General features: G+C 46.9%; 17 protein-coding genes and 1 pseudogene. 12 read left to right on the top strand and 6 right to left on the bottom strand.

What is annotated here, in order from left to right:
* Positions 1 to 205: 205 nt before the first annotated feature.
* From KM934_RS10250 to KM934_RS10235, 4 genes are all read right to left on the bottom strand, one after another.
* The gene (locus tag KM934_RS10250; protein ID WP_252344968.1) at positions 206 to 886 is read right to left on the bottom strand and encodes an IS4 family transposase; all 681 of its coding nucleotides are present in this window, start codon (positions 884 to 886) and stop codon (positions 206 to 208) included.
* Between the two features lie 194 nt (positions 887 to 1080).
* On the bottom strand, positions 1081 to 3621 hold the full coding sequence (locus KM934_RS10245; protein WP_215760507.1) for an ATP-dependent Clp protease ATP-binding subunit: 2541 nt from the start codon (positions 3619 to 3621) through the stop codon (positions 1081 to 1083).
* An 82-nt stretch (positions 3622 to 3703) separates the two neighbouring features.
* Positions 3704 to 6664 carry a PD-(D/E)XK nuclease family protein gene (locus KM934_RS10240; protein ID WP_252344967.1) on the bottom strand — a complete coding sequence of 987 codons (2961 nt, stop codon included), beginning with the start codon at positions 6662 to 6664 and terminating at the stop codon, positions 3704 to 3706.
* 7 nt (positions 6665 to 6671) lie between these two features.
* Entirely contained in the window at positions 6672 to 9962 is a 3291-nt protein-coding gene (locus KM934_RS10235; protein WP_215760506.1) for a UvrD-helicase domain-containing protein, read from the bottom strand.
* A 210-nt stretch (positions 9963 to 10172) separates the two neighbouring features.
* Here KM934_RS10235 and KM934_RS10230 point away from each other — a divergent pair, with 210 nt between their 5' ends.
* From KM934_RS10230 to KM934_RS10185, 10 genes are all read left to right on the top strand, one after another.
* Entirely contained in the window at positions 10173 to 10667 is a 495-nt protein-coding gene (locus KM934_RS10230) for a hypothetical protein (RefSeq protein WP_215760505.1), read from the top strand.
* On the top strand, positions 10664 to 11308 hold the full coding sequence (locus KM934_RS10225; RefSeq protein ID WP_252344966.1) for a DUF3256 family protein: 645 nt from the start codon (positions 10664 to 10666) through the stop codon (positions 11306 to 11308). Before KM934_RS10230 ends, KM934_RS10225 begins: the two co-directional genes overlap by 4 nt.
* Before the next feature lie 185 nt (positions 11309 to 11493).
* The gene (locus KM934_RS10220) at positions 11494 to 12765 is read left to right on the top strand and encodes a nucleoside permease (RefSeq protein WP_215760509.1); all 1272 of its coding nucleotides are present in this window, start codon (positions 11494 to 11496) and stop codon (positions 12763 to 12765) included.
* Positions 12766 to 12768: 3 nt separating this feature from the next.
* Positions 12769 to 13365 (top strand): UvrB/UvrC motif-containing protein, encoded by a 597-nt coding sequence (locus tag KM934_RS10215; RefSeq protein ID WP_215760504.1) that lies wholly within the window; start codon positions 12769 to 12771, stop codon positions 13363 to 13365.
* A complete protein-coding gene (locus KM934_RS10210) occupies positions 13352 to 14077 on the top strand; it encodes a 16S rRNA (uracil(1498)-N(3))-methyltransferase (protein ID WP_215760508.1) in 726 nt (241 codons plus the stop codon). Before KM934_RS10215 ends, KM934_RS10210 begins: the two co-directional genes overlap by 14 nt.
* On the top strand, positions 14074 to 15402 hold the full coding sequence (locus KM934_RS10205; protein WP_215760503.1) for a DUF4836 family protein: 1329 nt from the start codon (positions 14074 to 14076) through the stop codon (positions 15400 to 15402). The genes KM934_RS10210 and KM934_RS10205 overlap by 4 nt, the downstream gene beginning before the upstream one ends.
* 164 nt (positions 15403 to 15566) lie before the next feature.
* A complete protein-coding gene (locus KM934_RS10200; RefSeq protein ID WP_215760502.1) occupies positions 15567 to 16211 on the top strand; it encodes an ATP-binding cassette domain-containing protein in 645 nt (214 codons plus the stop codon).
* Positions 16208 to 17407, top strand: coding sequence for an ABC transporter permease (locus KM934_RS10195; protein WP_215760501.1), 1200 nt, complete (start codon positions 16208 to 16210; stop codon positions 17405 to 17407). The genes KM934_RS10200 and KM934_RS10195 overlap by 4 nt, the downstream gene beginning before the upstream one ends.
* A gap of 14 nt (positions 17408 to 17421) precedes the next feature.
* Entirely contained in the window at positions 17422 to 18294 is an 873-nt protein-coding gene (locus KM934_RS10190) for an RluA family pseudouridine synthase (RefSeq protein WP_215760500.1), read from the top strand.
* 40 nt (positions 18295 to 18334) lie between these two features.
* Positions 18335 to 18490, top strand: coding sequence for a hypothetical protein (locus tag KM934_RS10185; RefSeq protein ID WP_215760499.1), 156 nt, complete (start codon positions 18335 to 18337; stop codon positions 18488 to 18490).
* Between the two features lie 50 nt (positions 18491 to 18540).
* Here KM934_RS10185 and KM934_RS10180 read toward each other — a convergent pair whose 3' ends face one another.
* Both KM934_RS10180 and KM934_RS10175 read right to left on the bottom strand, forming a co-directional pair.
* Positions 18541 to 19683, bottom strand: a complete 1143-nt coding sequence (locus KM934_RS10180; RefSeq protein ID WP_215760498.1) for an AI-2E family transporter — start codon at positions 19681 to 19683, stop codon at positions 18541 to 18543.
* 31 nt (positions 19684 to 19714) lie between these two features.
* Positions 19715 to 20341 (bottom strand): thymidine kinase, encoded by a 627-nt coding sequence (locus tag KM934_RS10175; protein WP_215760497.1) that lies wholly within the window; start codon positions 20339 to 20341, stop codon positions 19715 to 19717.
* 890 nt (positions 20342 to 21231) lie between these two features.
* Here KM934_RS10175 and KM934_RS10170 point away from each other — a divergent pair.
* Together KM934_RS10170 and KM934_RS10165 are read left to right on the top strand one after the other, a co-directional pair.
* The gene (locus KM934_RS10170) at positions 21232 to 22104 is read left to right on the top strand and encodes a sigma-70 family RNA polymerase sigma factor (RefSeq protein WP_215760496.1); all 873 of its coding nucleotides are present in this window, start codon (positions 21232 to 21234) and stop codon (positions 22102 to 22104) included.
* A 119-nt stretch (positions 22105 to 22223) separates the two neighbouring features.
* Positions 22224 to 22439, top strand: a pseudogene (locus tag KM934_RS10165) (hypothetical protein); the annotation flags it as partial.
* Between the last annotated feature and the right edge of the window lie 55 nt (positions 22440 to 22494).

Below are 22494 nucleotides of genomic sequence, written 5' to 3'. Positions count from 1 at the left end.
ATTTCTCTTTGCCGTACGACACAGAGAAATCCTAATGACCGATTTGGGTTAAATGAAAAGCATTTGTCAGGAAGGCAAACTCCCTACCTTGTTCTTCATCATAGAATTTTACGAGTCTGAGTTTCTCCGGATACTTCCGGTATGAATTGTATTCAGTGAATTCAATCACAGCATCTGTCAATATATTCTTTGGCAACCTGCGCCTCTATTTACAGCATTTGTATTGCAGATTCTTCTTGGCTCGCACAACAAAGAACGATTCATGCTGATGTACTTTGAAAAGTTCCTTGAATGCATTGTATCCACGGTCGAAAATATAGTAAGAACCTGATTCATAAGGAATTTCCTTCATTGCCTTTGAGTCGTAAACTGATGCTGTAGAGATGTGGAAGAAAGCTGGAACCTGAGTTTCGAGGTCATATAGTACATGTGCTTTTACTCCTCCCTTCTTCTTACGGAACTTTGCCCACCAGAAGACCGACAAACACAAAGGAATTGTCGTTGAGTCGAAAGCATACACATTGCCTTTCAACTTGAAGATATCCGTCACACGTTTCTTCCTGGCTTGCTCCATCATATAGAAAGCAAAGTCTTCAAAAATACGGTAGTCACGATTCTGATTGGCAGAAGCAAATGTCGTTTTCGCAATAGGCTTACGTCCTAATCCAAGATGGTATTGCTTTGCTCTATGTGCTTCAAAAGCAACAATCAGATCTCGCAAACTCTCTCGATTACTCAGTTGACCAAACATCATTGCAAGCAACTGATTCCAACAAGTGAAATGCTTCACATAGCGGTTTCCGTCATACTTGCGAACATAGTTGTTAAACTGAGTTCTGTTCAAAAAAGCGGTGAGTTGGGCAAAAACGTATTTGTCTTGGAACATAACAGTCATTTGAATTTGACTGCAAAGTTACGAAATCAAGTCCGTTTCATTCCAAAATACCACCTAATAGACTGTATTTCAATTAATTCAAAGAGCGATTAGTCCACTTTAACGGGACAGTAGTGAGTCAACATTATTATCGTCATTCTGGCTTAGTTGGGCTTCGCAATCCCTTCGTGCTCAAAAGAGCTTACTCAGTTGACTACGTTGAAGATAAGCTGTTCGTTGTCATCTTCCTTGTCGATTCGGATGGTAGCTCCCCCGTTTAGGTCGCCCGAAAGGATTCGCTCGCAGAGTCCGTCCTCAATGTAGGTTTGCATGGCACGTTTCAGGGGACGTGCACCAAACTGTACGTCGTAGCCCTTTGTGGCAACAAACTCCTTGGCCGCGTCACTGATCTCCAGCTGGTAGCCGAGGTCGTTTACACGCTTGAACAAATCCTGCAGTTCTATGTCGATGATGCGCTTTATAGCGCTCAGGTCTAACTGGTCAAAGGTGATAATCTCGTCGAGACGATTGAGGAACTCAGGCGCAAACTGCTTGCTCAGGCTCTTTTGGATGATGGAGCGCGCATACACCTTATCCTTTTCATTGAGATTCGAAGTGCTCGACAGTCCGCCAGCGTTGAATCCCACGCCATGACTAAACTCCTTGAGTTGGCGTGTTCCAGCATTGGAGGTCATGATGATGATCGTGTTGCGGAAGTCGACCAATCGGCCGTTTCCGTCAGTCAGTCGACCTTCGTCGAGCACCTGCAGCAGCATGTTGAACACATTGCCATGTGCCTTCTCAATCTCATCAAGCAGTACGATAGAGTAGGGGTGGCGTCTCACTTGCTCGGTGAGTTGTCCGCCCTCCTCGTAACCCACATATCCCGGGGGTGCTCCTATGAGTCGTGACACATTGAAGCTCTCAGTGTATTCACTCATGTCGATGCGTATCAGGGCCTCGCGCGACCCAAACATCTGCTCAGCCAGTTTCTTGGCCAGATAAGTCTTACCCACACCCGTGGGGCCGAGGAACATAAATACGCCTATGGGGTGGTTGGGTTCCTTGAGCCCCACACGGTTGCGCTGAATGGCCTTTACCATCTTATCGATGGCCGCATCTTGAGCTATGACCGCGTTTTTCAGTTGGCCACCCATGTTTCGCAGGCGCACCCCTTCGCTCTCGGCCATACGCTGCACAGGAATGCCCGTCATCATCGACACCACGTCGGCTACCTCAACGTCAGTGACATGGTGGCGTGTTGATGAGTCGCCCTCCTGCCATTTGCGCTGCATCTCTGCATATTCCTGTTCAAGTTGCGTCTGCTTGTCGCGGAAACTGGCTGCTAACTCGAAGTTTTGGTTGCTCACTGCCAACTCCTTCTTGTGTTTAACTTCACTAATCTCCTTCTCCTTGTCGGTCAATTCTGCAGGAACGTCGGTGTGAAGCAAATGGGTACGTGCGCCCACCTCGTCAAGCACATCAATGGCCTTGTCGGGGAAGAAACGGTCTGTGACATAACGTTCTGTCAGCTTGACACATGCCTGCAACGCCTCATCACTATAGTTCACATGGTGATGTGCCTCATAGCGGTCTTTGATGTTGCGTAAGATGCAGAGCGTCTCGTTGGTGTTTGTTGGCTCCACAAGTACCTTTTGGAAACGGCGCTCAAGGGCTCCATCCTTCTCTATGGAGTTTCGATACTCGTCGAGCGTCGTGGCTCCGATGCATTGTATGGCGCCCCTAGCCAAAGCAGGCTTCATAATGTTAGCCGCATCCATACTGCCTGGCGTGGAACCAGCTCCAATGATGGTGTGAATCTCATCGATGAAGATAATAACATCGGGGTTGGCCTCCAGTTCCTTTAGCAGGGCGCGTATGCGCTCCTCAAACTGTCCGCGATATTTGGTGCCTGCCACGATGGCAGTCAAGTCGAGGCTCACCACTCGTTTATTGAACAGCAGCGGTGAGGTCATGTGCTTGTCGATGAGCTGTGCTAGACCTTCCACGATAGCGCTCTTTCCCACTCCGGGTTCGCCGATGAGTATGGGGTTGTTCTTCTTGCGTCGGCACAGAATCTCCGTGACACGTTGGATTTCCTTTTCACGCCCCACTACAGGATCGAGCTTTCCCTCATGGGCCGCCTGCGTAAGGTCGGTCGAGAAGTTGTCAAGCACGGGAGTCTTTGTAGCACCTTGCTTTTTGGTTGTGGTTGTCGATTGGTGCGAATTGCCTGCATTGTGTTGTGAGGCCATAGCGTCGTCTTCATATTCCTCATCCTCATCGGGCAGTCCGAGTCCATCGGCCGTGGGCTTCTTCTGTAACATCTGTAGAGCTGTTTCGTAGTCGAGTTGGTTATTCTCGAGCGCCACTTTGGCTCCGTTGGCCACTTGGTCGTGCAAGATAGCCAACAGCAGGTGTTGCACATCGACAAGTTGGGTGTGCTGTATTCTAGCTTCAAGAACTGCCAACTTCAGAATATTGTTGGCTTGTTCGTTCAAGGCGATTTCGCTTATGTGGGTGTTTTCCTGAGTTATTTCCTCTTTTACGCGTTGTTCCAGTTCCGCCTTAAGCTTTTGGATGTTTATTTCCAATCTGCGAAACAGATCTATTACGGGTCCGCTCTTTCCTCTGAGAATGCCAAGCAGCAAATGCTCAGGGCCAACCGACTTGCTGGCCAGGCGATTCGCCTCTTCCCTGCTAAACGCAAGGATTTCTGACACTTTAGGTGAAAATTGGCTGGTCATAATCTTATATTCCTTTCTTTATAATGCAATGCAAAATTAATCATTTTCCTTTCTATGCAGCAAGGAATGTGCCAAGAATTGCTTAAACGCCACAAATTTTATGATAAGGGCATGTTAGGCAGCGTTCTGATTGTGGCGTGGGGATGAACGGCATGTCGGGGTTGAATATCTCTGAGAGAAGATTTTTAAGCGCATCGATAAACTCATTGTGATAATCAGCAATGTCGTTGATAGGCACTCGAGTTCCCCGTTTCTCACCTGCAAACTGCAATATGGGCGTATAGTCTGACTTCTGCGCATTGCGTATGAAGAGCAAGGCGGGCGACACTGGCAGACATGCGGGGTTGACTTGAGACATCGTTGTGGCGCCATGACGGATTAGCGAGGCGTAGAGGAAGGCCTGCAAGTAATAATCGGTGTGGCGTGTTTCCACCAGTGACGAGTCGAAGATGTCGGCCACCGACGAAGGAAGCGACGTTAGGGGGCTGCCCGTTTTATAGTCGACGACCCTTAGGTATCTCGCATTGCACTCGATGCGGTCGAGTCTGTCGACCTGTCCGCCTATTTGCACGGTACATTCGTGGCCATTAACCGTGAACGTCAGGTCATCGTAGAAGTCACCCTCCAAAGATAGAATGGAGAATGGCGCTGTACGCATGTCGATTTCCAAAAGACTACGAATGTAGAGGTAGATGACTTTACGATTGAGCAGTTGTATGCCATTGTATTTGGGTAGAAAGCGCGGGTCATCAACTTTGAAAAGTTTCTCGCGAAAGGCATTGTCGATGAATTCGTAGAGCGCATCACTATTGTCGTATAAGCGCTTGATCTCGTCGGCTGTAATGATGCGGTCGGTGTTCTGCGATAGGCTGCGATAAATGAGTTCTGCCGTTCGGTGGAATATGTTTCCGAAAGTCATGTTGTCTATTTCGTTCTCATCGTCGTTGTCGTCCTCGTAGAGTTTGCAAACGGTATGATAATAGAACTGTAGCGGACAGTGTAAGTAACGATAGATGGCTGTGGGTGAAAGGCGCAATAAGCTATTGAGGCGTTGCTGTACGACAGCGTCTTTTTCAATGCGGTTACGAAGAATTAGCGATGCGCTTTGTCCGGATTGTAGCGTGAGGCGGCGCAGCAGATGGCGCCCCTCATTCTCCACCATCAATTGAAGCATAAAGCGGCTCATCTCGCCCTTCTGTCCATCGTCGGTAGCGTTGTTGTAGGTTAGCGTAATGTCGCTGGCCCGTTGCAGAAGTGAATAGAAATAATAGGCATAGATGGCCACTTTGTTCTCGACCGTGGTCAGTTCATAGGCAGCTCGAAGCGAGTGGGGGATAAACGAAGCGTCGTTGACCCCCTTGGGCAGTTTGCCCTCGTTGCACGACAATACCAGTACATGGTCGAAGTCGAGGTTGCGCGTTTCCAGCACGCCCATAATCTGCACACCCTTAGCCGGTTCGCCGTGGAAAGGAATGGAGGTCGTTTGCAACAGTTGGCTCATGAGTTTTTGCAGGATGGCTATGCTGACAATTTGGCGGCCTGTGGCGTCAACGCCTTGCCCAGAGAGGTTGTCAGCCGATAAGGGCGAGAGTGCCATGATCGTGTCGAGGCGATTGATGAGCGTATACATGCGAAACACCGCCTCGTGCATCAGCGGATCGTCGGTATGTGCAGAGCCCACTCCCACACGCTTGAGGATGCGAGCTACCCAGGCGAGCAGTGGAACTTGGCCATCGCATTCGGTAACATTCTCAAAAAGTTCTTGCAACGCTTCATCGCGTCCCTTTATGAGAAACGAGCGTTGGGGGTAATACTGCTTGTGCTCGTTGATCTCATTGCAAAGCGACAGGCAGTCGGCCGACACGTACTTGGCGTAGGAATGGCGCAGCACTTGGTTTATTTGCTTTAGGCGGAAGCGCTCGCCACCCTCGAGTTTGCCGTGCAACTGCAGGTCGATAAGGAATGCGACAAAGGTGCTGATGGGGGAGGCCGACAGGGGGAAACCTGTAGTGATGTTTACGTTGCGCACCTCCTTCGGGAGACAGTGGACAACGGTTTGCAGCAAGCTCTCATCGGATAAGACGATAGCCGTGCGGCTTCCATCGCGGTAACGGTCTTTCTCTTTCAACCAATGGCTTACGTATCGCGCTTGGATGTTCTCTGTGGGGGCGGAGATGTAAGCCACGTCTTTGCGTTTCGAGAGATTGTTATAGATGTCGTCAGGGTCGATGCCTTCCGAGGCACGCTCGGCAGACAACTCGTTAGGGAACTTGTCAAGATAGCGCGATATGTATCGCCCCGCCTCCTGATGCGATGGCGGCATGTAATACTTGTCGAAATCCCAATAAAACTCGGCTCGTCCTAGGTCTTTGAGGCGGGCAAACAACTTTTGCTCAACCTTCTGCAGCAGATTGAAGCCCACAAAGACATAATGCTTGTAGCGGAACGGGGTCTCTTTACTCTCAGCCACATCGCGATAGAGCATGCCCTCGTAAGCCAGATGCTCTTGGCGCAACACCTTTTTATATAGGTGATATATATCGGCCAAATGTTCCCATATCTTACGAAACTGATTTTGCAAGACTGTATCGGCAACAACATGTCCGAAGAAAGCCTCTATGCTGGCCCGCTGTTGGTCGGAAAGAAACGAGAAATCGTCCATGTTCTTCAGCGCCTCCAGATTGGAAAAGATGTGGGTGGCGTCGCCCAAATTTTTGTCGAGGTCGTCGAAGTCGGAAAGCAACAACTGGCCCCACGAGTAGAAATGATCGAGAGTCTCGTCGGTTTGCAGCAAATCACAATATACGTTATAGAGTTTGAACGTCAGCAAGATGTTGTCGGGCACCTGTAGGTCAGAATGGTTGCGAAAGAGGTCACTGATGGTGAGGTAAGCAGGACTCCACACAGGGTGGCCAGCTTCCTCATATAGGGCTTTGTTGAGGAAGATTGACGCACGCTTGTTGGGGAACACAACAGCCACGTCGGCCAACTCGTTGCCGTGTTTGGCCAAAAGGTCTTTAGCTACATATTGTAAGAATGTCATGATCGGATTATTTTACGGGTAAGACATGATTGGTGAGGATGTACCAAAGATAGCCGCTCACATGAGGATAACCCATGTGACGCAATAAGGTCATGTATTCGTTGACCTGCCGTTGGTGTTCGGGACGTTCGGCGCCCGTCTTAAAGTCGATGACCACCATTTGTTGCCCATCGTAAACCACACGGTCGGGGCGTTTCTCCACCAAGGTTTGTGTCTCGTCATCGTAGGTGAGAATGGTGCACTCGTTAAACACCTTCCAGTGCGGATCAAACCATTGGCGCACTTCGGGCGACTGCAAGCGGTTGGCTATGGTACTGCGCAGTTCGGCGCGGGTGAGCGCCTTATCGTAGAGCACGCCGTCAAACTCCAATTGGTTGATGGCCTTGTCCAAATCGTCAAGGGTATAGATCGAAGCGAACAACGTGTGCAGGATGTTTCCCGTGTCGATGTATGTGCGGCGGTCGTTGCGTAGCTCTCGCTCCTCTTCGGTCAAGAGAAAATTGCTGCTATCGTAGCTTTGTACGAAATGGGCGCGTGAGTCGTAATTGCGAATGTCGATTTTCAAGCCCTCGTCTTTTTGCTCAAACACATTGGCGCTTTCGGTATCGGCCTTGGTCGACGTTGGGCAGAACTCGCCATACCTGAAATGCCAAACGCCTGTGTTGCTGTCGTCGTTCAACTGATTATCGGCTTGTAGCAACTCGCTCTGGCTCGAGAGCTCGTTGCCCAACTTTTGTAGCACGTCGGCTATAAGTTGCGATGGATATTGAGGCTTTTCTTTCCTTCCTAATATGAAGAGGTTGCGCGAGGCACGGGTAAAGGCTACATAGAGCACGTTGAGGTTGTCGACGATGTTCTTGATATGCTCGCTTTGATAGTCGTTCTTGTATATCGAACTGAGTAATTTAATCTTCGATAAACTAATGGGAGCAATCGGCAGGTCATTGTATGGCTCCACCTGCGGCTCCACCCACAGTGTGTCATCGTTCTTCTCCAAGTCCCAGTCGCACCACGGCAAGATAACATGGTCGAACTCCAATCCCTTACTCTTGTGGATTGTCAAAAGGCGAATGCCATTCTTTTCATCGCTATGTATCGTCTTTGCACACAGTATGTTATCCCACTCGGTTAGAAAATCGCTGATGCTCGCCACATGGCGTTGAAGATACTTAGACAGTTGGTCGAAAAATGCGCACATGTAAGCGCTCTGTCCTTCAATTCGAGCGAGATTGAACGTTTGGTACAGACGTTCTGCCAAGTCTATGATGGGCATCGACAAGAACTCATCCCAATGGTCGACCATGTCGGTGGGTAATAAGGTGCGCAAGTTGTCGGTGCCTACAAATAATTCCGTGTCGGTAGCTTCCTCATTACCGAGGCAGACCTTGCGGTAGGCTTTGACCAATGAGGCCATGGCCAACATGTCGGTGGGGTTGACCAACACGTACATGGCCGTGACAATGGTGTTTACGGCGAGCGACGCATCGAGACGAAATGCCTCATCGGAAACCATTGGAGCCATCACTTCCTGCCCATTGACCATGATAGGGTTTTGCTGAAACCATTCGGCCAACCGGCTAATAATCTTGTTCTTGCGCGCAAGGATAGCTATCTTGCCCGGTGGGGTTCCCTGTTCCATGAGTTGCTCCACTATTTCCTTCACTTGAAGTATCATCTGCTCGTCGTAGTCGTCTGTCGGTAAAAGGCGGATGTCGACCAATCCTGCATTTTCGCGTTTTGGGGGCACCTTCTGCACGACATCGTTGTATGCATTCTTTATGTCGGCGGCTTCAGCCTTTGTTGTGGCCTCAGCCCCTTGTGCGTCGAGTTCCTCGATGGCTTGGTCGCTTGTTATCGATGCAGCCGTTTGGAAGAAAGCATTGTTAAACTCGATGATGTTACGTTGCGAGCGGTAATTAACTTCCAGCGACTTCACGCCAATGACTTCTGTATTTTTCTCACTCAACTGTTGCAGCAGACGCCAGTCACCATTGCGCCATCGATAGATGCTCTGCTTGACATCGCCCACAATCAGACTGCCATTATCGTGAGCCATGCAGTCGTCAAGCAGCACCTTGAAGTTTTGCCATTGCACCATGCTCGTGTCCTGAAACTCGTCAATCATAATGTAGCGCACCTGTCCACCAATTTTCTCATAGATAAAAGGCGAATCCTGTCCGTCGATAAGATTGTGGAGTAACTGCTGGGTGTTGCTCAGTAGAAAATTGTTGGTGGCCTCGTTGATGGCGTTTACCTCTTGCTCAATACGTCCCAACAACTGCAACTCATTGATATTGCGTAATGTGAGGTCGACCGAGTTGACGGTTACCAGGCACTCAACGCGTTGCGCCTCAGCCTCTCTCAACAGAGGCACAATACGTTGTTCGATAGCATAAGCTTGATGATCGTCGGCCGCTTTTCCAACTAAGGCCGACGCATCGTTGAGCGCGGGTGCAACGTAGCTGTTGGGGCCTTTCCCGTCTAGGAAGCCTCCATTCTCCAACCGCTTGAAATAAGCCGATGCGCTCTGGCTGGATCTATAGAAACATTTGTTGGTCAACTCCTCATCCTCAAAAATCTCATGGTAGCGTTTGGCAAAGTCGGACATGGTCTTTAATGCTTCGCTACGTTTACGCTTCAAGCCCTCCTTGTAGATTTTGAAGTATTCGGGGTCGTCCATCAATTGGCGCATACGATCTTGGTGGGTCATGTAGAATTCCTGGAAGATTGACAGTCCGAACTCCTTGATTGGGCCTATGACGTTCCAACTCTTATTGTCTTGTATCTTCTCCTTGATAAAGCCCATGATCCAATTGAGCAAGGGGTCGTTGTCGTGTTGGATGTTAGCAATAATGTTGTCGACAGCCTCGTTTTCCACTTCCCGGTTGTTCAGGCCAACGTTCATGTTGGCCGCAAGGCCCAACTCATGGGCAAGATTGCGGAGCACACTCTGGAAGAAACTATCTATAGTTTCCACGCGGAAGTAATGGTAGTTGTGGATGAGCAACTGTAAGGCCTCCTCGGCGGTAGAACGTATAAAGCGCTCGTTCTTTTCTGGAAAAGCCTTGCTCACTTGTTCCATGTAGTCGTCGGCGTCAGGCAAACTGTTGGCAATGCCGTATAGCTTGCCGAGGATGCGGGTCTTCATCTCTTCCGTAGCCTTGTTGGTAAAGGTTACGGCCAAGGTGTAACGAAAGTTTTGCGGGTCTCGAATGAGCAACTTGATGTATTCCACCGCAAGGGTAAAAGTCTTGCCACTTCCGGCGCTTGCTTTGTAGATGGTTAAGGGCTTGGACATAAGCGTATGGGTGTTTCCTAATCGTATTCTGTTGCAAACAAAACGTTAATACATTGCAAACTTACAAAAAAACAATCGTATTCTGCCGATGAAATCACATATTTTTCATATTCTATCTATAATTTTGAGCGTATCTTGTTAAACAAAACCTAAAAGATGCTTGTTTATCGAGCAAATGCAGTAACTTTGTATTTCAAATAAAAATAACAGATGAATTTCTCTTTCAGAACATTTCTGATCGTTCTAAGCCTTGCTTTTGCATCGGTTTCCAATGCTCAAGGAATAGGAAACGTGCAGTTTGGCTCTACCTACGAGGAGGCCACTGCTCGCATTGTGGAGACATTTGGCCATCCTGCGCATGCCACCTCCGACGAGATAGTTTATAATAACAAGTCGTTTGAAGGTTTCCGCTGGAACAAGGTGACGTTTCGGTTTCGCAATGGTCAATTGTGCGAAGCACGCTTTTATAAAGATCATAAAAGCAAATGGATGGCCAAGACAGAACTCGACTCCATTGCTAAAAACCTGAGCAAGAAGCACGCCATTTCGCTCGATTACGAGGAAGATGGCACACGCTTTTACGCAGGCGGCCAGTCACCTTTGGGAATAGGCCGATTGTTTACCGTGTTTGTTGCTCCCCGAAATGGCCATTGGTCCGACCAACTGCGTTTTGGACCATTTAAATTTAAAACCAACCAATTATGATTAAACGTCTGATTTTTACGGCAATAACCTTACTTGTTTCTTTGTCGTCGATGGCAAAATCGATGGTGGAGATTTGGAGCAGTATTCCTGATTCGGTCATCCCATACATCGACCGTACCCATCGCTTGGAAATGACCGACTTCATCAAAATGGGGCTGAAAGGCGATGTGAACCATTCGTTGGGCGGAAAAAGTGAGATGGACACCATAACTGCCGACTACATTCATCTGACGCTTAACGAATCGGTTACTATGGAATTGAAACGACTTCCGTGTGAAGGTGAGGATTCATTGTTGTGCGTGGTGACGACGTGGAAGGGACCTGCAGAGGAAAGCAACGTGAAATTTTTCACCCAAGAATGGCAAAGCATCATCGTGCCTAAAGCGTTCGAAGGTGGCGATTACTATGAGTTGGCAAGCCGATTGACACAACGTCCCGATATAATGAGCAAGGCGCGCTACGACGAATTGTGCGCCATGATAGATCCCATCATGTTGAGCGCTAAACTGTCGATAGCTGACAATGTACTACATGTGAAACTATCACTGCCGTTGCTGAAGGCCGATGACCAAAGAAAACTTTCGTCTGTTATGAACCCCATAGATCTTCATTGGGATGGACGCGGCTTTAACACCAAATAAAAAGTGTAGGTCTTGCTTGTCTTTAGCTATTTTGCCCTCGTTGTAACATACGCTTTTGCATGACGTCAGTTAGAAGTTTTCTTAAACTTAGTAGGACTTTTAGGTGAAAGGCATTTTTAGGGCTCGTTCTCATCAATATTCCCGCAAAATTGCTATCTTTGCAACAAAAATATAAAAAGAATAATATGAATCTGAAAGTACGCTTGTCGCTGATGAACTTCCTGCAATTTGCAGTGTGGGGAGCTTACCTGACCTCTATGGGTCGCTATTTGGGTAATATTGGAATCGCCTCCGAAATTGGATGGTTCTATTCCATGCAAGGTGTCGTGTCGATATTTATGCCCGCTTTGATGGGAATTGTGGCCGACCGGTGGATTCCTGCCCAAAGACTGTTGGGCTATTGCCACCTGTTGGCAGGCGTCTTTATGTTTGCCACCGCTTATTATGGAGCTACAGCCGGAGACCACGTAGCTTTCTCCACCATCTTCTCTCTGTACACCGTCTCCGTGGCTTTCTACATGCCCACATTGGCCTTGACCAACTCGGTGGCCTATTCGGCATTGAGCCAAGTAGGTATGGATACAGTGAAAGACTTTCCCCCGATTCGAGTTTTCGGAACCATTGGCTTTATCGTCACTATGTGGTTTGTTGACTTGATGGGCTTCCAGTCTAACCAATATCAGTTTGTGACATCAGGAGCTATCAGTATTATATTGTTCCTCTACACTTTCTCGTTGCCACATTGCAACATCAGCGACAAAACGGAGCAAAAAAGTTTGGTTGATGCGTTGGGGTTACGCGCGTTTGCCTTGTTTAGACAAAAGCGAATGGCTATCTTCTTCATCTTCTCCATGTTGTTGGGTGTAAGCCTACAGATTACTAATAGTTTTGCCAACCCTTTCCTTTTTAGTTTCAAAGCTATTCCGGAGTATGCCAACTCGTTTGGTGTACAACATGCCAATATCCTCATTTCCTTGTCGCAGGTTAGCGAGACTTGCTGCATTCTTCTCATACCATTCTTCATGAAGCGTTATGGCATCAAGAATGTGATGTTGATTGCTATGTGTGCTTGGGTGTTGCGCTTCGGCCTGTTCGGATTTGGTAATCCTGGAATGCCTGGCGTACTGCTCTTTGTGCTTTCAATGGTGGTTTATGGTGTAGCCTTCGATTTCTTCAATATCTCAGGTTCGTTGTTTGTCGACCAAAGCACCGATTCAGGCATCCGCTCGTCAGCCCAAGGATTGTTCATGCTGATGACAAATGGAGTGGGTGCAACCATCGGAACCATAGCAGCCCAAGCAGTCATAAACCATTACACGTTTGCCATGCCATTGGATGGCGACGTGCTGACCGTTGGTGATTGGCAATCGTGCTGGTTTGTCTTTGCAGGCTATGCACTGCTGGTGGGCGTGTCGTTTGCGCTGATTTTCCGCCCCAAAAAGCAAAAAGTCAATTAATCCATGACAAAGATAGCACTTACATTTAAGAGCGTATCGGAGATACAAGGCGTAGACGACATTGGCTTGCTCGTATTGGTAGACGAAAAATGCGAAAGGCAATTGGCTGTTCCGTGCGAGAAGTCGTTGTTCGAAGCCTTTAAGAAGCGTATGACCAATGCGGTATCTACTGCCAAGATGTTGCCAGAAGTGCTATGGAAACTGGTTGAAAGCCAAGTGGGGAACCGCATGGAGGCTTTTATCGACAGCGTCAAGAATGGGCAATATGGCGCAGTGCTTATCGACAAAGACAACTTCGCTGAGCTTCCCATATATGCTTGCGACGCCATACTGTTGTCGCTAATCAGTAAGGGAAAGGTGACTGTCACTATCGACAAGACCCTTTTCCTTAAACAAAGCACTCCGTTCAGCCGTAATAGTAAGGGTGTTTCGCTGCCATTGAACACCATTACTGACAAGATGCTTGACGCTGCCTTGCAAAGGGCCATAAACAACGAGGATTATGAGGCGGCTAGCTACTTGCGTGATGAGATTAACAAGCGAAACAAATTGCGCAATAGTAACAAGGATAATTCAATGAATGACCATGAAGGAAATTAGATTTTTCTATGTGCCAGAGGCTGGTAAGGTGCAAGAGCTACCTACAGAAGAGGCCACCCATGCCTTGAGGGTTTTGCGCATGAGGACGGGCGACGAGATGTACTTGATGGATGGCCAAGGGGTATTCTATCATGCTGAAGTCGGCATGACAACAAACAAGAAATGCTTCTACCATATTCGTGAAACCCTTCCGCAAGAGAAAACTTGGAGGGGACGCATCCATCTTGCCATAGCTCCCACAAAGATGATGGACCGCATAGAGTGGATGGTGGAGAAGGCTACCGAAGTGGGAGTCGACGAAATTTCTTTCCTCAACTGTAAGTTCTCTGAACGACAACAAATTAGGATTGACCGAATTGAAAAGATTGTTGTGTCGGCCATGAAACAAAGCCGAAAAGCTTGGAAGCCCGTTGTTAATGAAATGACCGATTTCACATCATTCATCAACACCTCCCGCCAAGGCACAAAGTTCATAGCCCATTGCTATCAGGAATTTAAGCGCGATGATCTCTTCCGCGAGCTACAACAATTGGATGTTGATGAGGATGTTACCGTGTTGGTTGGTCCTGAAGGCGATTTCTCTGCCGACGAAGTTAAGTTGGCTTTAACCCGAGGCTACCGCTCCATATCATTAGGCAACAGTAGGTTACGTACCGAAACTGCTGGTTTAATGGCCGTGACGATGGCTCAAATTACCAAGAGAAAAGAATGAAAAAAATAGTTTATCTGATTGCATTGGTGTGGATGGGGCTCATGAGCTCCTGCTCCAACAACGATTATCTCAACGCCATCCCGGCAGAGAGTAGCATGCTCATATCCATGAACACCGCTAAAATGAGTGGTGCAGGTAGCCAAACCTTATTTAAGGCGTTTCTGCACGTCTCCAACCTGAACAATACGGGTATAGATGTCTCGAAACCCGTCATGTTGTTCGAAGATGCCCAAGGCAATCTTGGCGTTTGTGCTAAGACCGACAACACGAAACAACTAGGAGAGATGTTGCAGAAAATGGGATTAACCGTTCTGGAACGACAAGATTTCCATTTTGCCATATTGCCCAACCTTTGGATCATTGGTTTCTCAGACCAGTCGACCTTATTGATGGGACCTGTGGTGCCTGCAGCCCAACCAGAGATGATGCAACTCATGGCCAGATACCTAAAGGCTAAGGAGGACGATGGTATTGTGGGAACCCCCATGTACGACAAGCTCGACTCCATCGACGCTCCTATGGCGATGGTTTGCCAAGCCAAGGCCTTGCCCGAATATCTTGTTGCGCCTTTCACACTTGGTGCTCCCAAGGGTACCGACCCTTCTCAGGTGCTCATCGCAGCCGACATGGAGGTTAAGGATGGTTGCTTGTGGATTAACGGACAAACTTTCTCGTTTGTCAAACGCATTAACGACGCACTGCAAAAAGCGCAAGCCACTTACCGCCCTATTCAAGGCAAGTATGTGGCATCTATGTCGAGCCATGATGCGGCAGGCCTGTTTGTGAATGTCGACGGTGGTCAGTTTATCAAACTCATGACTGACAACCGTGGCATACAAGCCATGCTCTCAGGTATCAACACAGCCATTGACATGAACAGCATCATTAAGAGTGTGGACGGTGACATGGCAATCATAACGCCCTCATTGGGCCAATCGTCTTTCCAACTTATGATGGCCGCCAAATTGAAAAACGCTGATTGGCTTGCAGACGTTGACTATTGGAAACAAAGCGTTCCATCTGGTGGACAAATAGGCGAGTGGGGGCGCGAATGCTATTACTATCGCGACGGTAAAACGTCGTACTATTTTGGTGTTACCAACGATTGGCAATACATGAGTGGCGTTAGCGAACAGGTGGCCTTACAGAGCATTCATGCGGCAGCCAATCCCATTTCCCCCGTCATACAGAAAAAACTTAAGGGACAGAAGATGGCATTGGTGGCCAACATCTCTTCCATCGACAAAGGTACAGGCGTCACCACATTTCTAAAACCGTTGTTTGGCAATGTGAACACGCTTGTTTACACTTTGAAAGTGAATTGAACCATTTGTGCATGTTAGAAGAGAATCTGATGGTAATATTAAACTTGTTCTTCACTGAGTAGAGCGTATATCATTATAAATAAAAATAGGATAGGGTAACACTCGCGGCGCAACACCAAAGCTTTTTCAAGGCACTGCGGCGGAGAGGGTTAAAAAGTAAGACTATGAATAGTATAAAACTTAACAATGTCTTGCCACACGTTTTCGAACAAGTCAGCGACCTGCAGTCTGACGTGTGGAAGAAAGACATCTGCTTTGAGAAAGGGCACCTTTATTTGGTCGAAGCAGCCTCGGGAAAAGGCAAAAGTACCTTTTGCAGTTATGTGATTGGATATCGACATGATTACACTGGACAAGTTGTTTTCGACCAAAAAGATGTTCGCACATTTAATGTCAACAATTGGGTAAACATACGCCAAAAGCATATCAGTCATCTTTTCCAAGAGTTGCGACTCTTTCCAGAGTTGACAGCTATGGAGAATGTTAAGATCAAAAATGACCTTACAGGGTTTAAGACCGACAAGCAAATCGTACAATGGTTCGACATGTTGGGTATAGGCGACAAGCTCGACGCCAAGATTGGACGCATGTCGTTTGGTCAACAACAACGCGTGGCCATGATACGCGCCTTGGTACAACCATTCGACTTTATCCTTGTTGATGAGCCTATCTCACACCTTGACGACCACAACTCCCAAATCATGGGCGACATTATGATGGCCGAGGCAAAGGCGCAGGGCGCAGGAGTAATAGTTACGAGTATTGGTAAGCATATGAAGTTGGATTACGAAAAAACGTTGATGCTATGAATTTGGTTTGGAAGTTATTACGCCAGCACATCAGCATACCTCAATTTGTAGGCTTTTTCTTCGCCAACCTTTTTGGTATGCTTATCGTTTTGTTGGGTTTTCAGTTTTACAAGGACGTGTTGCCTGTCTTCACATCCGAAGACTCGTTCATGAAGGCCGACTATGTTATTGTCAGTAAGAAGATAGGCATGGGTAGCACCTTGTCGGGTCGCTCCAACGCATTCGAATCGTCGGAAATCGAGGACCTTCGCAACCAGCCCTTTGCCACAAAGGTTGGGGCTTTTACTACTACAGAGTACAAGGTGTCGGGCAACATGGGAGTTAATGGCACCAGCGTACTCAACTCCGAATTGTTCTTCGAGAGTATTCCTGATAGCTTTGTTGATGTTCCCCTTTCTCTGTGGAAATATTCAGAGGGTTCTAAGGAGGTTCCTGTCATTTTGCCACGCAGCTACATTGCCATGTACAATTTTGGCTTTGCGCAAAGCCATTCATTGCCCCGAATCAGTGATGGTCTCGTGGGTATGATTGACCTCAAGATCTTTGTGCAAGGAAATGGCCATAAGGATGAATACAAAGGAAAAGTGATCGGCTTCTCAAGTCGCCTTAACACTCTCTTAGTCCCGCAGGCTTTCATGGATTGGAGCAACCAATATTATGCACCCAATGAGCACTCCGATCCAACCCGCCTTATCTTGCAGATCGATAATCCAGCCAACGAAAAGTTCTCTCAGTATACGGAGAAAAAAGGCATCGAGATTGAAAACGACAAGCTCAACAGCCAGAAAACCACTTATTTCCTGCGTATGATGGTGTCGATGGTCATGGTGGTGGGCTTGGTGATTTCTATTCTCAGTTTCTACATTCTTATGCTGAGCATCTACTTGCTTGTGCAGAAGAACTCATCGAAACTCGAGAACCTCTTGTTGATCGGATACAGCCCCAACAATGTGGCCCGACCTTACCAATTGCTCACCATGTTTCTGAACGTGGGCGTGTTGTTGTTGGCCTGGACTATTCTTTATTTCATTAGAGACTATTACATGGGTTTCATAGAGACGCTCTTCCCCGATATCGACAAGGGTAACGTGCTGCCTGCCGTAGTGCTTGGCGTTGCTCTTTTCTTGTTGGTGAGCATCTGCAACTTGCTGGCCATTCGTCACAAGATTACCCGTATCTGGAAACGCAAAGAATGACAGACAATATATAGATGGAAACACAAAATAAATACGATAAATATGTGGTTAGCGAGGAGGCACCCTTGCTCAATTGGTTATTGGCAAATCTTAAGCTAAGCCGTACAAAAATCAAGGATATCCTTCATGGACAGGGAATCCGAGTGAATGGAAAAGTCGTCACTAAGTTTGATTATCCTTTGCTACCCGGCATGAAAGTTACGGTGAGCAAGTCGAAACGCAATAATGCTTTCCACAGCCGTTATGTAAAGTTGGTTTATGAGGACCAATACATTGTTGTGGTTGAGAAAAACGTTGGCATACTTTCGATGGCGGCAGGGCACAGCACACTTAACGTGAAAACCGTGTTGGACGACTATTTCCGTAGCACCAAGCAGCATTGTCAGGCCCACGTGGTTCATCGTTTGGATCGCGACACCAGCGGCTTGATGATTTACGCAAAGGACAAGCAAACCGAATTATCTTTGGAGCGCGATTGGCACAACACTGTGTTCGATCGTCGATATGTGGCCGTGCTCTCTGGTGAGATGGAACACAACGAGGGAACGATTGAAAACTGGTTGAAGGACAATAGGGCTTTCTTTACATTTAGCAGTCCTGTCGATAATGGTGGCAAATACGCCATTACTCATTTCTACACGCTCGACCGCCGAGAGGGATATTCGCTTGTGGAGTTTAAGTTGGAGACTGGACGCAAAAACCAAATACGTGTTCACGCAGCTGATATGGGTCATCCTGTGTGTGGCGATGTGAAGTATGGCAATGGAGATGATCCGCTTGGTCGCTTGTGCCTCCACGCCTATGTGCTCTGCTTCTACCATCCGGTAACGCATAAGCCTATGGAGTTTGAAACTTCCATTCCTCAATCATTCCTGTCACTGTTTTAAACAAGACAGTATTATTTACCCAAAAGAAACAAGCCGTGTTATGACTTCAGGCATTTCTCTTTACATTTTTATTTTTATAGCAGCCGTTGTGGCGCTGATTGTTGTTAAGAAAGTAACCAGTTGCCTTTTCAAGACGGCCGCTCTGTTGGCCATCATAGCCATCCTGGCCATCATTTACTTCACCTACATGCATTAACACCAGTTAATAATAGGAAACGCCACAATCATTTGTGACGTTTCCTATTATTAGGCCTTATCTTGTTGTTGCACTGTTGGGGTGGGGTGAGATTTGTTTTCTTCTTTCCGTGCCAAATGCATGGGCCTATCACCCTCGCGAGTTACATATCGCTGCCAATAGGCAATGATGATGGTGGTTAGGGGGAGGGCTACGATGAGACCGATGAAACCTAAGATAGTGCCCCAGACCGACAAAGACAAGAGCAACACAGCAGGGTTGAGCCCCATAGCCTTGCCCATAATCTTTGGGGTTACAATCATGTCAGTAATAATTTGCACCACGGCAAACAAGCCAACGGCCAATCCGAATATTACCCAAAAGTTCTGACCTGTGTCGGCCGCCTTGAGCATAGCAAGAAAAGCTGTGGGAATCAGGGCAAAAGTGTGCAGATAGGGCACTAAATCCATGATACCAATTAAGATGCCAAGGCCTATAGCCATGGGGAAATCGAGTAGGGAGAATCCTACACAGAACATCACACCCATACAGGCGGCTACGGCGCTCTGACCTCGAATGTAATTATTCAATTCGCGCTCCACATCGTTCATCAACTCATTCCAAAACGGACGTACCTTGGGAGGGAAGATGCGTATCCAATTGGCCGTAAGATACTCATAGTCCATGAGAATGAAGAACATATATAATAAGGTGATAAGTGAAGCCACAATACTCAGAATGATGCTTGCCGTTTGGCTTAGCACATTGAAAAATTTCGGTGCAGTGCTCTTCAACGTGGCAGTGAAATCGGGACTTTTGAAGAATGCTTCTATACGTTGATGGTTTTCTGTGAGAACCTGTGACAGCCATTCGGAAATGGAGTTGGTGTGTGTTGTCTCGTGTACCCAATGGCTTAATATGACATAAAGTTTTTGGAACTGGTCGATCATCGGTGGGATGATAAGGTAAACTATGAGCGACACCACTGACACAACAAATATCATTGTGATGATAATCGACAAAGCGCGAATGCGAACATGAAGCTTGTTCTCCACAAACTTCACTATGGGATAAAGTAAGTATGCGAGCAACCAAGCCACAAAAAACGGAATCAACACACTGCTCAGATAGTTGATTAAACAGAAGATGGCTGCTATCAAGAGGCCGATACCAGCCATGCGTACAAATCTGTCGAATGTTATCACTTTAGCCATAAACCTGTTGTTGTTTTACAGTTTGAAATCTTTATAAGTTGTTATCCTCAAAGAGATCTTTCGACAAGGCATTACGTTTGTCTTCCTCAATGGCCTTTTGGAAACAATTGCGGCAAAGCGGCTCATATTCCATTTTTTCGCCAAGCATCACTTGCTTGTCGTTGCGCACAAGGCGATGGCTTGCATAGGCCAAGGCACCGCATTTCACACAGATGGCGTGCACCTTTGTTACCTCGTCGGCAATAGCCAACAAAGACGGCATAGGACCAAAAGGCTCACCGCGGAAATCCATATCGAGTCCTGCAATAATAACACGTATTCCTCTGAAAGCTAATGTGTTACAAACATAAGAGAGCTTGTCGTCAAAAAACTGCGCCTCATCAATGCCAACCACGTCATATCCTGCGGACAGTTTCAAAATGTCTGCACAGTTGTCGATTGGCGTTGAATGGAAACTGTTGTGGTCATGACTGACAACATCAACGTCTGAATAGCGGTTGTCCAATTTGGGCTTAAATATGGCAATGTTCTGCTTAGCAAATTTTGCACGCTTCAAACGTCGAATCAATTCCTCGGTTTTTCCCGAGAACATTGACCCGCATATCACTTCAATTCTTCCATGGTGGCGGTTTTCGCCTGCGAAGTTTTCTATATTCATATTGCAAAGATAGGCAAATTTTCATAAATTGGATCATTGCATCCATATTTTTTAATTCTACGTATTGTTATGAGGCTTTACACTGAAGTTTATTATATCTATTTATCATAATCTACATTATAGATTCGTTGTTTATTGAAGCACTTTACTCGTAATGTCATGTAAAAGACCATGGTTCATAAAGGCTGCAAACCATATGCAAATACTAATACAAACTATAGTGAAATCTACACTGTTTTTTTGAACGAATGAATAATTGGCTGCAAATACGCGATTGTGGGACGAATTTTGTAATCACCTTATTAACAGACGTTTAGGTGAATAATATCCGTAAGCGGCAGCAACATTGCGTCAGTCACACTACGAAAAGCCACCTTTCGAGTCACGATAGTTGGTTTATCGCACCTCGATAGCTGCCTAATTGAAATGCGAAACATGCCTTCCCGTAAGCCGAAACATGCCCAACGGTAAATGGATCGCCTCACTTTCATCGTTCGGATGTTCTGAAATGGCAGATTTTCTTCCTAGATTATCTCAAAAGCCCGACAAACTTTTTAACCAAAAAAGCTTACAGTAAATGTGCGATTGTAGCTCTTGGGTGTCTTTAGTCGAATTTGTTAGTTGTTTGTATCGCCTCAAACACTAAAAACACATCGTCTTGATATAATCGTTTGTGCTCTCTTGGGATATAAAGTGAACAAGATGAGCATACTACGCAAGTTTTCAGAAAAAAACTCGTTAATAAATGCTTTTTCGTGAAATCCATTTGCAGCATATCCTAATTATTGGTATCTTTGCACGCCTTTTCCATAAATGGAAAGGTAAACCCTTCATCATTGCAAGGGGCGTCAGGGTAAAAATTAGGCATTAGAAATAATTAAAACAATAACATGCGTCAACTTAAAATTCAGAAAAGTATCACCAATCGCGCTGGCGAAGCATTGGACAAGTATCTCGTTGAGATTGGCCGAGTGCCCATGATCACAGTGGAAGAAGAAATTGAGCTTGCACAAAAGATCAAGAAAGGCGGACGTGAGGGTGAACGGGCTAAGGACAAACTGGTTAAAGCCAATTTGCGCTTTGTGGTTTCCGTAGCCAAGCAGTACCAACACCAGGGGCTTGGTCTTACCGACCTCATCGATGAGGGTAACATCGGACTGGTTAAGGCTGCAGAAAAATTTGATGAGACACGTGGATTCAAGTTCATCTCATACGCTGTATGGTGGATTCGTCAGAGTATTCTGCAGGCCATCGCCGAGCAGAGCCGTATCGTAAGGTTGCCACTCAACCAGGTTGGTGCGCTGTCGAAGATCAACGCTGAGATTTCGAAGTTTGAACAAGAGAACCAGCGTCGTCCGTCGGTTCACGAGTTGTCAGATTTGACCAACATCGATGAAACGAAGATCGACCAAACCATTAAGGCCGACAACCATCACATGAGCATCGACGCTCCTTTCCAGGAGGACGACGACAACAGTATGGCCGATGTGCTGGCTTCAGGCGAGGACAGTCGCGCTGACAAGCATGTCGACTATGAGAGCATGTCGCACGAGCTCGACACTGTTCTTCGCAATGTGCTGAAGGATCGCGAGATTACCATTGTGCGCGAGTGTTTTGGCATTGGCTGCAATGAGAAAGGACTTGAGGAGATTGGCGACCAGCTTGGTTTGACGCGCGAACGTGTCAGACAGATTCGCGAGAAAAGCATCGTCAAGCTCAGAGAGAGTGGTTACTCGAAGCTGCTCATCAAGTATTTGGGCTAAGCGACGTTGAAAATAGCCTGTTTCGTTAGAGATAAAAGGTCGAAGCAGGCTATTTCGCGCCCTTCTCCATCTCCTATTTACCTAATTATTATAGTGTTTCCAAACCGCAAATCGTTAGAATGGAAGAGAATTGCATAGAGGTTAAGGGCGCGCGGGTCAACAACCTGAAAAACATAAGTTTAAACATTCCGCGCAACAAGTTCATCACAATCACTGGTGTTTCCGGCTCTGGCAAATCATCGTTAGCTTTCGACACGCTTTATGCAGAAGGCCAGCGACGCTACGTTGAAAGCCTTTCAAGTTATGCCCGTCAGTTTATGGGTAGGATGAACAAATATAATACCCCCCGATATTCAGACAACCGCTTAGGCTAATCCAACACAAGTTTGT

Origin of the sequence: Hallella faecis, assembly GCF_018789675.1 — a bacterium.
Taxonomy (GTDB): Bacteria; Bacteroidota; Bacteroidia; order Bacteroidales; family Bacteroidaceae; genus Prevotella; species Prevotella faecis.
This window is presented reverse-complemented; position numbering and strand designations above follow the sequence as displayed.